Source organism: Alteribacillus persepolensis (assembly GCF_900099605.1).
In the GTDB taxonomy this organism is placed as follows: Bacteria; Bacillota; Bacilli; order Bacillales; family Marinococcaceae; genus Alteribacillus; species Alteribacillus persepolensis.
Genome location: NZ_FNDK01000001.1, coordinates 323,677 through 337,573, shown reverse-complemented (window position 1 = coordinate 337,573; position 13,897 = coordinate 323,677). Strand labels below are relative to the sequence as shown.

General features: G+C 40.8%; 12 protein-coding genes and 1 pseudogene. 1 reads left to right on the top strand and 12 read right to left on the bottom strand.

Annotation, left to right across the window (positions count from 1 at the left end; translation table 11 throughout):
* Nucleotides 1–87: 87 nt before the first annotated feature.
* The 11 genes and pseudogenes from metA to BLT18_RS01600 all read right to left on the bottom strand — a co-directional run.
* Nucleotides 88–996 carry a homoserine O-acetyltransferase MetA gene (metA, locus tag BLT18_RS01650; protein ID WP_091270582.1) on the bottom strand — a complete coding sequence of 303 codons (909 nt, stop codon included), beginning with the start codon at nt 994–996 and terminating at the stop codon, nt 88–90.
* 261 nt (nt 997–1,257) lie between these two features.
* Nucleotides 1,258–1,779 carry a DUF4352 domain-containing protein gene (locus BLT18_RS01645; protein ID WP_091270580.1) on the bottom strand — a complete coding sequence of 174 codons (522 nt, stop codon included), beginning with the start codon at nt 1,777–1,779 and terminating at the stop codon, nt 1,258–1,260.
* Nucleotides 1,780–1,865: 86 nt separating this feature from the next.
* Nucleotides 1,866–2,693 (bottom strand): ammonia-dependent NAD(+) synthetase, encoded by an 828-nt coding sequence (gene nadE, locus BLT18_RS01640; RefSeq protein WP_091270577.1) that lies wholly within the window; start codon nt 2,691–2,693, stop codon nt 1,866–1,868.
* Nucleotides 2,694–2,719: 26 nt separating this feature from the next.
* Complete coding sequence (locus tag BLT18_RS01635) at nt 2,720–3,061, bottom strand: hypothetical protein (RefSeq protein ID WP_091270575.1); 342 nt, start codon at nt 3,059–3,061, stop codon at nt 2,720–2,722.
* Nucleotides 3,062–3,111: 50 nt separating this feature from the next.
* A complete protein-coding gene (locus BLT18_RS01630) occupies nt 3,112–3,528 on the bottom strand; it encodes an acyl-CoA thioesterase (protein ID WP_091270573.1) in 417 nt (138 codons plus the stop codon).
* Nucleotides 3,503–5,878 carry an AAA family ATPase gene (locus tag BLT18_RS01625; RefSeq protein WP_091270571.1) on the bottom strand — a complete coding sequence of 792 codons (2,376 nt, stop codon included), beginning with the start codon at nt 5,876–5,878 and terminating at the stop codon, nt 3,503–3,505. The genes BLT18_RS01630 and BLT18_RS01625 overlap by 26 nt, the downstream gene beginning before the upstream one ends.
* 106 nt (nt 5,879–5,984) lie before the next feature.
* Entirely contained in the window at nt 5,985–6,434 is a 450-nt protein-coding gene (locus tag BLT18_RS01620) for a VanZ family protein (protein ID WP_091271135.1), read from the bottom strand.
* Nucleotides 6,435–6,644: 210 nt separating this feature from the next.
* Nucleotides 6,645–6,770, bottom strand: coding sequence for an FbpB family small basic protein (locus BLT18_RS01615; RefSeq protein ID WP_139184694.1), 126 nt, complete (start codon nt 6,768–6,770; stop codon nt 6,645–6,647).
* 159 nt (nt 6,771–6,929) lie between these two features.
* Nucleotides 6,930–9,665, bottom strand: a complete 2,736-nt coding sequence (acnA, locus tag BLT18_RS01610; protein WP_091270567.1) for an aconitate hydratase AcnA — start codon at nt 9,663–9,665, stop codon at nt 6,930–6,932.
* Between the two features lie 522 nt (nt 9,666–10,187).
* On the bottom strand, nt 10,188–11,612 hold the full coding sequence (selA, locus tag BLT18_RS01605) for an L-seryl-tRNA(Sec) selenium transferase (protein ID WP_091270565.1): 1,425 nt from the start codon (nt 11,610–11,612) through the stop codon (nt 10,188–10,190).
* 88 nt (nt 11,613–11,700) lie between these two features.
* Nucleotides 11,701–11,886, bottom strand: a pseudogene (locus BLT18_RS01600) (Rdx family protein); the annotation flags it as partial.
* 158 nt (nt 11,887–12,044) lie between these two features.
* On the opposite strand from BLT18_RS01600, the gene selD reads away from it, so the two are divergent.
* Nucleotides 12,045–13,097 carry a selenide, water dikinase SelD gene (gene selD, locus BLT18_RS01595; RefSeq protein ID WP_091270561.1) on the top strand — a complete coding sequence of 351 codons (1,053 nt, stop codon included), beginning with the start codon at nt 12,045–12,047 and terminating at the stop codon, nt 13,095–13,097.
* 46 nt (nt 13,098–13,143) lie between these two features.
* Here selD and phnC read toward each other — a convergent pair whose 3' ends face one another.
* Nucleotides 13,144–13,893: a phosphonate ABC transporter ATP-binding protein gene (gene phnC, locus BLT18_RS01590; RefSeq protein ID WP_091270560.1), complete on the bottom strand. Its 750-nt coding sequence runs from the start codon at nt 13,891–13,893 to the stop codon at nt 13,144–13,146.
* Nucleotides 13,894–13,897: the final 4 nt, after the last annotated feature.

Genomic DNA, 13,897 nt, shown 5'->3' with positions numbered 1-13,897 from the left:
TTTATATCACCTATATTCATCAGCTAATTTAACGAAAAAATCTGTATAAGAGCTTCTTTCTTATACAGATTCATGTGTGCCTTGCTTTCACGCAAAATCATAAGGCGTTTGTTGATAAACAAAGTAGTTCAGCCAATTGGAATACAATAGATTGGAATGAGCCCGCCATTTAAGCCGCGGTTCTAATAAATGATTGTTTTCTGGAAAATAGTTTTCAGGGATGTCGGTTCCTATTCCTCTGCGGTTATCTCTTATATATTCATCTTGTAGTGTTTCTTTATCATATTCACTGTGGCCGGTCAGAAAAATTTGCTTGCCATCTTTGGAGGCGACCAGGTACAAGCCAGCTTCTTCAGATTCTGAGAGAATCTCTAATTCTGGAACTTTTTCCACATCACTTCTGCGTGTCTCTGTATAACGTGAATGCGGGACGTAAAATTCATCATCAAACCCTCTTAATAAACGATGATGGGGATTATTAATTCTATGTTTAAAAATACCAAATTTCTTTTCTGGAAGTGAATGTTTTGGAACTCCGTAGTGGTAGTATAATCCAGCTTGTGCACCCCAGCAAATATGGAGCGTGGAGGTAACGTTTTCTGTACTCCACTGTAAAATTTTTGTCATTTCCTCCCAATAGTCGACCTCTTCAAAGTCCAGTTTTTCTATTGGCGCCCCGGTAATAATCATTCCGTCAAATTTACGATAACTGATTTCATCAAATGTTTTATAAAACGCTGCTAAATGTTCTTGAGGTGTATTTTTAGAACGATGCGTATCAGGATGCAGAAAAGATACATCCACTTGCAGAGGAGTATTGCCGAGCATACGTAAAATTTGTGTTTCTGTCGTTTCTTTTAAAGGCATTAAATTCAGTATAAGAATTTTTAGAGGCCGGATGTCCTGTGTGTACGCACGACTTTCATTCATAACGAAAATATTTTCTTTAGTTAATATATCTTTTGCCGGTAAATGATCTGGTACTTTAATAGGCATACGTCTCTCGTACTCCTTCATGAATTTCTATTCTTTTCTTTATATGATTGATTTTATATTCGTCCTTTGAACAGCTGCTTTAATTCTACAAAATATCATGAATTGTGAAAATAGGCAATACCTCTTCAAGAATTTCATCGTATTGTTTAATGATAATCGCATGGGAAAACTAGAGTGAAGACACTCTCTTATTTTTGCTCTTAAAAACATAAATTCAGACGAATCCCTCCGCCTGAATAAAAATCTATAAAGACAACGCTGTTATGCGTTTTTCTCTTCATTTAATTCTAATTTCCATGTTGCCATGCCTCTTCCTGTATGGTCTACATAAGAGAATTCATAGTGCGAGGAAGACTTAACTGGAAACGCAATGGTTCCACGGCGAAGTCCCTCTGGACGGATTTGTCCGCCAACAAGGCGTTGGTCATCATGTGTGGTCTCATATTCCGATGTATGACCACTTTCATCCACAACGATCGTGTTAAATAGAGGAATCTCACGCACCTCTTCTGCTGTATTTAGAAAAGATACGTCTACGATGACATAATGTTTTTCTTCCTGGCTCATTATGTACGCATCATGAACCGTAATATCAAAGCGGTTGACACGCCCTGTTTCCCCCATTTCCAGTAAATGTTCTGAATCGGCTGCAACTGTTTGGGTGAATTGATCACTGCTGCTGTCGATGTTCTCTCCTGTATGTCGCTGTGATTCAATAAACATTCCGCTGAAAACACCGAGAATTAATGTGAGTGCTAGTAAAAACCAATACTTTTTATCCATGTTTTCCCTCTCCTCTATCCCTGAAAAAGCCTGATAAATCGTATGAGTTCCTGTAACGAATGGAATCAGGTAGTTTATAAATGATGCTACGATTTCCACCAGCTGTCATGGATGGTAACGGGCAGCTGTCGCTTATGCTCCGTTTGATTGTACTTTTTAATCAGCTTTTCTGCTGTGTTTGTATCAATAGTTTTTCCTTCTAAGAAGTCATCGATTTGTTCATATGTCATACCAAGTGCTTCTTCATCCGGCAGACCTGGTTTATCACTTTCTAAATCAGCAGTTGGCACTTTTTCATATAGAGAGGCTGGAGCATTCAACTCTTTTAATAGCTGCTTTCCTTGTCGTTTATTTAAGCCAGCTAATGGTGCAATATCGCATGCCCCATCTCCATGTTTAGTGAAAAACCCTGTTACTGCTTCTGCTGCATGATCGGTGCCGATCACTAAACATCCGTATTCTGCAGCAATATCATATTGTACTTTCATGCGCTCTCTGGCTTTTGTATTTCCTTTGTTAAAGTCACTCATCTTTTGGCCTACCCCTTCTTCAAAGGCACGTTCGGATGCATCGACAGCTGGCTGAATATTGACCGTGATGTCTTTGTCAGGTGAAATAAATGCCATGGCTGCAGCAGCATCGTCTTCATCAAATTGTTTCCCATAAGGAAGGCGGACCGCTATAAATGTATATGTTTTTGTTTCTTCCTTATTCAATTCGTTTACAGCCAGCTGAGCTAATTTACCGGCTAGAGAAGAATCTTGACCGCCGGAAACACCAAGGACAAAACCGCTGCTGCCAGTTTGTTTCGCATACTCTTTTAAAAAACGTACCCGTTTTGTTATTTCTTCATTGGAATCAATGGTCGAACGTACTTGTAAGTCATTAATAATGTCGTTTTGTGTGGTACGCATCTTTATCCCTCCATGTATTGTTTATATTACCTTTTCCTGGTTTCGCTTTCCTTCAAACGTGTCCTGTCATCTAAAGCAAACCGTTCGATTTGCTGGAATTGTTTTTCTGCTTTCAAAATATGGCGCTGCCGTTCACCAAGCAGATCAAAGTGAGGGAAAGGATTGCGATAATGAATCCACTCCGGTTTTAATCCGTACTCCCTTCCCCACGCTTTTAATTTCGAGATGTTTTTGCAGCCTGCTTTTGTTACCGTACTGCAGTCAGGAAAGCGGTCATCGTACCAGTAATGGGTGATAAAAGCTATTTCTTCGTTAGATGCTTTTTCTTTCCAAGCATTTAACTCTTCTTTTGTTATTCCAAATGCCATTGTTTTTCCTTCTTTCTATTTACATCAATTCCAATCCATATAACGGTTTATTATTTTTTATGTTTTTCGTATGTTTTGTGCCAGTCTGGCAAGTGTTTTTTGATGGATATCGGACGAAATGTTTCTTTATTCACACAGACATGAGTACTCGTCCCTTCCATACAGGTTGTTCCTTTTTCGTTTTCCGTGTGATAACCATAAATCACACGGATTCCATCATAAGATTCAATCCATGTTGAAATAGTGACCGTTTCTCCAAAATGAGCGGGCTGTTTGTAGTCAAGGTTTATGTTGATAACTGGTGATAATATACCAGATGATTCCAATTCTGCATAATCAAATCCTAGTTCGTTAATTAACTTGGTCCGGCCTAATTCACACCATACGACATAGTTAGAATGATGGACAACCCCCATTTGATCGGTTTCTGCATATCGAACATCAATGTTTGTTTGAGTGACTTTCATTCGTATTATCCTCGCTTTCTACTTGTTTATCTGCTTTAGCTGCATATATATCGGTTGTTTGGATTAATTGTAGTGAATCAGTGCTTGTTTTTTTATCATTCATGATGCGAAACGCATGTTGTTGAAATATTTCTTCAGCAAAATCAACCGCAAACCTGGCGTTTCCACTTGTATCCATTGTTTGATATACACGATGCAGTTCGTCTGCTGCTCCTTGTTCAAAATAATATCCCATGTTCTGAACGTACTGTACAGTGACAGAAGTTAATTCTTCCGAGGTAAACGGCGGAAAGTAAAATGTCTTTTTAAAACGCGATGTCAGACCCGGATTTACTTGGAAAAGCTGTTTCATCGGCCGAGAGTAGCCAGAGAGAATCACTACGAGGTTTTCTCCGTGTTTTGTCATTTCATCGACAAGCGTATCCAATGCTTCTTTTCCAAAGTCTGCTCCAGAAGGTGAAGCTAAAGAGTAGGCTTCATCAATGAATAAGACACCACCTAGTGCTTCACGTACTTTGCGCATTGTTTTGGCAGCAGTTTGGCCTGTATACTCAGCGACCAAATCACTTCTTCCACATACAATCGTGTGACCGCGCTTCAATAGTCCGATGTCTTTCAAAATGCTGGCATACAGCTGAGCAACGGTTGTTTTTCCAGTGCCGGGCGGTCCTGTGAAAACAGTATGCAGTTGAACCGGTGCTGTTTTCATATCTGCCTTTCTACGTTCATTTTGAATACGAATAAACGCTGTTAACTTCTTCATTTCTTGTTTCACTTCGTCCAGTCCAATTAAAGATTCTAGTTGTTCAAGAGGAGATTCGGTGTGTAAAGCTTTTTCTTCTATCACAGGGTCTTTCATGTCTTCGGCTGATAATAAAGCAAAATCATCTCTATCAGCGGCAGTATCCCCGCCGATGCTTGCCCCTTTTTGAAAAATAGCATCCATAACGATATTTTTAACGGTTCGTGCATTGCCAAATGTTTCATCTACTTGTTCTGTTTCGATGCGCTTGGTTAATTCTCGTTTGCCGTCATTGTTGATGATAAAGTCATTATCTAACGCCACTTTATCAGCAATCTCTACTAATTCGTCTAAAGAATAATCCGGTAAATGGATGTGATTGCTTTCGGGGAAACGGCTGCGAAGTCCGGGATTTGATTGGAGAAACTGTCTCATTTCGTCTGGATAACCAGCCAAAATCACGACAAATGTTCCAGCATACTCGCCACTTGTCATAGCAGATACAAGTGTATCGATAGCGGTTTGACCAAAATCATTTCCGGACATTCCTTCTCTTTTTAAGCTATAAGCTTCATCAACAAAAAGAACACCGCCGACAGCTTCTTTTACAAGGTTCATGGTTTTTTCTTCAGTTTGGCCAACATAACTGCCGACAAGTTGGGAACGATCTGCTTCTAATACGTCATCACGTTGCAAAACACCAAGATGATGATATATTTTGGCAAGCATTCGGGCAAGCATTGTTTTGCCAGTACCGGGATTTCCAGTTAAGATCATATGTAAGCTTCTTTCGTCTTGTAAATGATAGCCTCGTTGTTTGCGTTGTTCTTGGTATTGGAGGTAATGATACAGACGGTGTACCCGTTTTTTGATATTCTCCAGGCCAATCATTTGCTGCAATTCCACCAGAGGATTTTCTTTATCTAAAGCCAGCGACGTAGATCGTTTCAAAAGAGCAGACCATTCTTTTTTCAGATGATTAATATGCGAAATGGTCGATTTAATGGTTTGAACGGCTTCAGGTGAATAAAAGGAACCAGATGCAGTTTGAATGTAATCATTGGCAGCTTGCTGCAGCGTTTCAAATGACGCTTTGCCTTCCTCTAGAATGTTCATAATATCTGTTTTTGTTATATCGTGCCAAGATGCGAGTGTGTGCCAGAATATATGATTGTGTTCGATATTTTCTATTGTTTGCTGCAATACAGTCCGTTCTTTTTCGGCGATATCTTGAAGCTGACCGGCTGCTTTTTTTCGTGCGCTGCTCTGGTCGGTTTCGCGCATAGAAGGTAATGGCTGTGTAAAAATATTTTCTTTCATGTACTCTAGTTGTTCCAAAGCAGCCATATATAAATAGGCAGGCTCCTGGTTATACAAGCTTTTTGTATATTCCATCCAATATTTAACAATTGGGTCAAATCGCCCGCGTTTGTCATATCGATCTCTTGCCAAAAGAGCATACACTTTCGCCGCTATCTTTCGTTCGCTGTCTATTTGGATATCTGCTTCATCGAGAATTTGCTGAGCTTCTTGCAGACTATAGTGCCCCACATGCTCTTCCCATATTTGCAGATGATGTTCTACATTGCTGTGATTTGAAATAGCCAATCGTGAACGCTCCTTCTTAGTAATCTTCTTCTATTCTACATTATTTTTCCGGTAAATAAAAAATATAGCACAAAAAAGCTGCCTCAAATAATGATTGAGACAGCTCTTAAAACGTTTTATGCTGTTTTAGCCATTGATATAGCCAGCAAAAGAATAAAGTGAACCAAGCACCAATTATACCGCCTGCTGTATTAAGAATAACATCATCAATATTAGCAACGCGATGGGTGAAAATGAATTGGTTGACTTCAATGAACATAGATAACAGAACGGAAAGCAAAGGAATAAGCCAGAACGCTCTGCGTTTTCTATAGCTTATTAGAGCAGTAAGAACACCAAAAGGTATAAACATCATGATATTTCCTCCAAGAATGCGCAGAGGATTATCAATGGTTGGACTGTAGTAGGCAATACGATAAATACTGCGAAATGGAATAAGGTTATAGTTTCTCCCTCCTGGTCCTAATGCTCCATAGGAAGATCCGTAATTCCAAGCAAATAATGTGATATAAAAAAGAACACTAAAATAAAGCAATAACAAAAGGATGAATAACATTTTCCAAGGAATAAAGCGGTGTTTATGTTTCATTCGATGCTGCGGTTCTAAATAATCCATTTTTATTACTCCTGCCATTTAGGTTTCTCCTTCTTTTACATTATGATTTTTTTTATGTTTTTTAGCAAGATATAAAAAGGATATTTTTATCGACAATTTCTACTTAAAAAAACCGCCATGAAGGCGGCTTTTTGTATGAAGTATTGTGTTTTATTTCATCGCTTTTTTATTTTCCCATCTTTCTTCAATTTTATCTAATATGCTTGGGTTATTTAGAATTTCTTGTTTATTTTCTTCTAATAGTTCTTTTAATGAAATGCGTTTTTTCTTCTTCAATACGAAAACCTCCATATATTTTTATTATCATTATGTTCTAATGAATAAATTTTTATACTATTTTGTTAAAAAATACGGTACGTGAAATTTTTATTCTAGTATATGATGTATAACAAAAAGCCGAACCTGTTAAAGGTCCGGCTCTTAAATATCTGTCTCTTAATTTTGGGCACTTCTTGCTTCTGCAAGCTTGCTACGAAGAACCATTTGCAGAATACCACCGTGACGATAGTAATCAGCTTCTACGTCACTGTCAAAGCGTACAAGCGCCTCAAATGTTTTCTTGTTGCCATCTTCATCTGTTGCTTCTACTTGAACGTAATCGCGTGGCTGCACGTTATCATCAATTTTTACATCAAATGTCTCTTTACCAGTCAATCCTAATGTTTCTGCATTCTCCCCTTCTTTAAATTGAAGCGGAAGAACACCCATTAAGACAAGGTTGCTGCGGTGAATACGCTCGAAGCTTTCCGCGATAACCGTCTTGATGCCGAGAAGGTTTGTACCTTTTGCAGCCCAGTCACGTGAGCTTCCCATCCCGTAGTCTTTACCTGCAATCACCATAAGACCGGTGTTATCTTCTTTATACTTCATTGCCGCATCGTAAATGGCCATTACATCGCCTGTTGGCCAATACGTTGTGTATCCGCCTTCGGTTCCAGGTGCAAGTTGGTTTTTAATGCGGATGTTGGCAAATGTACCTCTCATCATAACTTCATGGTTACCACGTCGGGAGCCGTAAGAGTTAAACTGAGAAGGTTTTAACCCTTTATCCATCAAATACTTGCCAGCCGGGCTGTCTTTTGCAATCGAACCTGCCGGAGAAATGTGGTCGGTTGTCACCGAATCACCAAATTTACCAATTACACGCAAGTCGTTCAATTCTTTAATGTCATCCGGTTCTTCAGACATTTCTTCAAAGAATGGCGGATTTTGAATGTATGTGGATTCTTCATCCCAGTCATACAATGCTGCATTTTCATCAGACTGCAATGCATTCCAACGCTCATTGTTATCGAATACGCTTTCGTATTCTTTTTTAAACAATTCTGGAGATACATTGTTATGAACGTACTCTTGAATTTCAGCAGCTGCCGGCCAGATGTCTTCAAAATACACATCATTACCGTCTTTGTCTTTACCGAAAGAGTCGTTGTTCATATCAAAGTTCACGTTACCAGCGAGTGCATAAGCTACAACAAGCGGCGGTGAAGCTAAGTAGTTTGCTTTCACAAGCGGATGAATACGTCCTTCGAAGTTACGGTTACCACTCAATACAGAAGAAACGAGCAAATCATTGTCTGCAATTGCTTCTTCAATTTCTTCTGGAAGCGGACCACTGTTACCAATACATGTGGTACAGCCATAACCTACCAGGTTAAATCCAAGCTGGTCTAAATAAGGCATAAGGCCGGCATCTTCTAGATAACTTGTGACAACTTTAGAGCCAGGCGCGAGGGATGTTTTCACGTATTCCGGAACATCTAACCCTTTTTCAATTGCTTTTTTCGCTAAAAGACCTGCACCAATCATAACGTACGGATTGGACGTGTTCGTACAGCTTGTAATTGCTGCAATCGTTACCGCACCTGTTTCAAGTGTGGACGTTTTGCCGTTTGGATGCTTCACTTCTACTTTTTTATTGACATCTTCTGGCGCCGCACCAAACCCTTGATTTCCTGCAGGAGCTGTCAGTGCTTCGTTAAACTGCTTTTTCATGTCAGACATCGCAATAAGGTCTTGCGGGCGTTTTGGACCAGAAAGGCTTGGCTCAATGTCAGCAAGGTCGATTTCTACTACTTTCGTAAATTCTGGTTCTTCTTTTCCATCTTCATAGAAAAGATTATTCGCTTTGCAGTATTCTTCTACCATCTTAATGTGTTCTTCTGAACGGCCAGTCAGACGCAAGTAATTTAATGCTTCTTGGTCTACTGGGAAGAAACCGCAAGTAGCGCCGTATTCCGGTGCCATGTTCGAAATGGTTGCACGATCTGCAAGCGGCATTTCCGCAAGGCCAGGACCAAAAAATTCTACAAACTTACCAACTACATTTGTTTCACGCAGCACTTGCGTTACTTTCAATGCTAAATCGGTCGCTGTTGCTCCGTTTGGAAGTGATCCTTTCAATCGCACACCGATAACTTCTGGAGCAGGGAAATAAGATGGTTGCTGCAGCATGCCTGCTTCGGCTTCGATACCACCTACACCCCAGCCAAGAACACCAAGGCCATTAATCATCGTCGTATGTGAGTCTGTCCCCACTAGTGTGTCTGGATATGTTTCTACCTCTCCGCTTTCTGTCTCTTTCGTATGAACAACAGAAGCAAGGTACTCTAGGTTCACTTGGTGTACAATTCCTGTTGCAGGGGGTACAGCACTGTAATTATCAAATGCTTTTGTGGCCCAGCTCAACAGCTTATAGCGCTCTTCGTTTCTTTCAAACTCTAAATCCATGTTGCGGTGAAGTGAATCAGAAGAACCGAACTCATCTACTTGAACAGAGTGATCCACAACTAAGTCAACTGGAATAGCTGGGTTAATCTTTTCTGCATCTCCACCGATATCTGCCATTGCTTTACGAAGAGAGGCTAAGTCAACAACCGCTGGCACACCGGTAAAGTCTTGCAAAATAACCCGGGATGGTTTAAAAGGAACATCTTCTTTTCCACCTTTATCCGTTCCCCAGTTTGCTAAACTTTCTACGTGTTCTTTCTTGATGACTTTGCCATCCAGCTGTCTTAATACAGATTCTAATAACACTTTAATCGAATAAGGAAGCTTTGAAACATTAGCGATACCCGCTTTTTCTAGTGCTTGAATGTCATAGTAGTAATACGTCTTTCCATTGGCCGTAAATGATTTACGGGCTTGAAAAACATCTTGATTTGCACTCATATGTATTCCCTCCTCAAAACCTATGATATAACAGATTGCTAAAAAAGTCGAAACATAATGCCTTTCTTCGTAATATGCAGAAAAATACGATGATTTCAACCCACTTCTTTAGAATAGCAAAAGTTAGAGAAAAGATAAAGAAAAAGTTAAAGGAGGTATTCTAAACGGAGATTTCTAGCTGACGTACACCTTTAGCTCCCCACTTACACGGGTTCTCATGAGCAAAATTCGCTAACTGCGGAATCTTTTGCTGCTGCTTGTCCCACAGGTATCCACATATATTTCAGCTGCTGTTCATCAAAAATAAAATCAACCCGGTTTATGGCACAGACCTTTATTTCCCGTGAACAAACATCGCTCTCCGCACCATCCCAGCCGCGGCTTTAACCAATCAGGTTTTCTACCCCTGTCTAATGACAAGGCAAGCCTTTGCATTTGCTAGAGAATGTGTGCATTCCTCTTCTCAGCCAGTGTATGCATAGTTTTTAAGTACGCTTCAACGGAAATATCCATAGAATAAAGCTATCCCGACTTGCGGGACAGCTCTTTTTCTATCATTTGCAGTGCTTCTAACACCGTATCGCTTTCTTCTGAAGTCAATGTACGAAAGTCCAACACCACTTTTTCATCACTTACTCGAGCAACAATCGGCGGATCTTCCTCTGTTCGGAGCTTTTCCACCACCGTATGCGCAGGTACTGGCTTTGTCTCGATACAAACTACAGCAGTTGCAATTGTCACTTCCGGCATCGTTCCACCGCCTATTTTTGATACATCCTCTTGTATATATGGCTTCCACAGCTTAAAGGATGTTTTTTGCACAAACGCAGCAGCCCGCGCTTCTATAGACTCTTTTGACTCCAGCACTTGTTTGACTGTGGGAATATTCAACAACTCTTCTTTTCCTTTTACATATGCTTTTAACGTCTCCTCTAATGCTGCCAGCGTCATCTTATCGACACGCAGCACTCTGGCAAGTTGGTGTTTTTTTAAACGGTCAATCCACTGTTTCTTTCCTGCAATAATACCTGCTTGCGGGCCGCCAAGCAGCTTGTCGCCAGAAAAGGTGACAAGGTCTGCACCTTGCTCTAAAACATGCGAGACAGTAGGCTCTTCCCCGATGCCATGTTGTGTAAAATCATAAATGGCTCCGCTGCCTAAATCTTCATACAAAATGAGCTTTTGTTCGTGTTTGTTTCGGATATGAGCGAGCTCTTCTACAGAGACCTCTCTTGTGAAGCCGATTGTTTTAAAGTTGCTCGTATGAACTTTCATTAACATTGCTGTTTTTTCGGTGATGGCCTGTTCATAATCATACGGATGTGTCTTATTTGTCGTGCCTACTTCTACTAGCTGAGCACCGCTTTCTTCCATAATAGATGACACCCGAAATGATCCGCCGATTTCAACAAGCTGACCGCGTGATACAACAACCTCTTGGTCATGAGCCAGTGCTTTTAACACCAAATACACCGCAGCTGCATTATTATTGACAACCATTGCTGCTTCACAGCCTGTAGATTCGACAATAAGGTCTTCAAGAATGTCGTGTCGAGAACCTCGCTTGCCGTTCGTAATATCAAACTCTAAATTACTATAGTGCCGAGCGGCTAAAGCTACTTTTTGGACAGCTTTCTCACTCATCTTAGCCCGCCCCAGATTCGTGTGTAAAATGGTGCCTGTTCCATTAATAACACGTGTCAGCCGATTGCTCGTAAATTGCTGGCTTTTATGCAAAGTCTGTTCAACTAAGTAATCAGCTATTGCTTGTTTGTTAGAAACATCAGGGCCATGATTATTTAAGAATTGCTTTCGAAGCTTATTCACTTCATCTCGAAGCCAATTTGTGACAATGGATACGTCTCCTGTCTGTTCAACAGCTTCTTGAAATACATCGTGTTTTTGCAACTCATGTACTGGTGGAATTTGCCTTACTTTTTCATTCATGATTTAGCTCCTTTTCACCGAGGAGACCCTTTGTCAATATTTTCCCATCATAACTGGACAAACGAACTGTTATGTCGTTGCTGAACGGTTACAAGCGTCCAAGCTTGTCTACTAGCTCGTTTTCCTCCGGAAATTCACCTGTTTCTTTTTTGGAATACACGTTTACCCCGTTCAGAGATACTTCAAAAACTCCGCCTGAACCAGTAATCAGCTCCACAGACTCAATGTCTCCCCGATACGTATCATACAGTTTGTCCGTGAGACTCACGGCTTTTGGTGCATAGTTTCACTGCATGCAAAATTCAATGGTCACCTTCATGCTCCCCACCCCTTCGTTAATTTTTTCCATCTTCATTTTAGTGTATGGTTTGTCTTCTTGCAAACAAAGAGATTATAATAGAAAAGAAATGATGTTTGGAGGTGAACACTGACATGAGCAAAGAAGAAAGCATTCGATTAACAAGTTTATCTTCTAAAGCTGGCTGAGGATGCAAAATTGGTCCAGAGGACTTGACGCAAGTTTTGCGTCACTTACCAGAACGAGAAACAAACCCGAACCTTTTAGTAGGAATGGACACATCTGATGATGGCGGTGTCTATAAGTTAACCGATGATATCGCTCTCGTTCAATCGGTTGATTATTTTACTCCTGTTGTTGATGATCCCTATATGTTTGGTCAAATTGCAGCAGCAAATGCATTAAGTGATATATATGCGATGGGTGGTAAACCAACTACTGTTTTAAATATTGTAGGCTTCCCTATTAAAGAATTACCAGATTACCTTTTAGCAGGCATGATGAAAGGGGCCGCAGATAAAGTGGAAGAGTCTGGTGCTACCATCGTTGGCGGGCATTCCATTGATGACCAAGAGCCTAAGTTTGGTTTAGCTGCTACCGGTATCGTACACCCTGAAAAAGTTTGGGCAAATAAAGGAGCCGAGCCTGGTGACGTACTCGTCTTAACAAAGCCTTTAGGAGTAGGCATTTTAACGACGGCGATCAAACGGCAAAAAGCGACAGCGGCTCAAGAAGAAGCGGTGACCAAAACGATGGCTAAGCTCAATAAAGCAGCCGCTGAAACATTAATGGATTATCAACCACATGCTGTAACGGATGTGACAGGCTTTGGTTTGATTGGCCATTCTTTTGAAATGGCAGAAGCAAGTAATGTGACATTTACATTTGACACGGCCTCCATTCCATTATTAGACGGTGCACGCTCTCTAGCAGAACAAGGCATTGTTCCAGGAGGTTCTAAATCAAATGAAAATTATTTGTCTGACCACATCCGGCGTGCTGACCATGTCTCTTCGTTAACACAAACTATTTTATGTGATGCTATCACTTCTGGCGGCTTATTAGCTGCTATGCCAGAAGATGAAGCAAAACAATATGTAGAAGCGATGCATAAACAGAACGAAGCAGACACAAGCATCATTGGATATGTAGAGAAACGAGGTTCACACGCGATTAGCCTGCAGTAAAAAAAAAACGGCTGTTGATTAGCACAAAGCTAATACAGCCGTTTTTTTATGCTTGTAAAACAGTACCGTAAATATGTTCAAGCCCTGATTCCGTTAATTCATCTGGTTTGCCGTCGAATATGACTTTTCCATGCGACAGACCGACAATCCGTGTTGCAAACGAGCGGGCTAGTGCGACATCATGAACGTTGATAATAGTCGTTAAATCATTTCTTACGTGAACGTCTTTTAATAGTGCAAAAATGGATTGCGCTGTGCCTGGATCAAGACTGGCTACTGGTTCATCACCTAGAAATACATCCGGTTCCTGCATGAGGGCACGTGCCACGCCGACACGCTGTTTTTGTCCACCGCTCAGCCATTCCACACGACGCTCTGCCATTTCACCTAATCCTACTTGCTGCAAAATAGATCGCGCTTTCTTTTTTTCCGACTGCGAAAAAACGCCAGCAAATGCAGCCATTGGATGTTTATAGCCGAATAAACCTGTTAGCACATTTTGCTCTACACTCAGACGAGGAATGAGATGAAAATGTTGAAAGATCATGCCGGTCCGGCTTCTCCATTGACGCTTTTCTAAAGATGTCCAGTTATCGAGATCTTGACCGTCAATGAATATGTTCCCTGCCGTTACTGGCTGCAAAGCATTAACCGTCCGAATCATGGTAGACTTCCCCGCACCGCTTGGTCCAAGTACACATACGAATTCACCTTGCTGAAATGTTAGGTTTATATGAGAAAGAGCAGGTTCATTGGACTTCGGATAGTAAACAGTTACGTCTTGAAATTCAATCATGCTA

Excerpts from the sequence above, each read along its gene's own strand:
- metA (WP_091270582.1), bottom strand. The coding sequence starts at position 996 with ATGCCTATTAAAGTACCAGATCATTTACCGGCAAAAGATATATTAACT.
- phnC (WP_091270560.1), bottom strand. The coding sequence starts at position 13,893 with ATGATTGAATTTCAAGACGTAACTGTTTACTATCCGAAGTCCAATGAA.
- BLT18_RS01635 (WP_091270575.1), bottom strand. The coding sequence starts at position 3,061 with ATGGCATTTGGAATAACAAAAGAAGAGTTAAATGCTTGGAAAGAAAAA.
- BLT18_RS01645 (WP_091270580.1), bottom strand. The coding sequence starts at position 1,779 with ATGGATAAAAAGTATTGGTTTTTACTAGCACTCACATTAATTCTCGGT.
- nadE (WP_091270577.1), bottom strand. The coding sequence starts at position 2,693 with ATGCGTACCACACAAAACGACATTATTAATGACTTACAAGTACGTTCG.
- acnA (WP_091270567.1), bottom strand. The coding sequence starts at position 9,665 with ATGAGTGCAAATCAAGATGTTTTTCAAGCCCGTAAATCATTTACGGCC.
- BLT18_RS01620 (WP_091271135.1), bottom strand. The coding sequence starts at position 6,434 with ATGTTATTCATCCTTTTGTTATTGCTTTATTTTAGTGTTCTTTTTTAT.
- selA (WP_091270565.1), bottom strand. The coding sequence starts at position 11,612 with ATGAATGAAAAAGTAAGGCAAATTCCACCAGTACATGAGTTGCAAAAA.
- BLT18_RS01630 (WP_091270573.1), bottom strand. The coding sequence starts at position 3,528 with ATGAAAGTCACTCAAACAAACATTGATGTTCGATATGCAGAAACCGAT.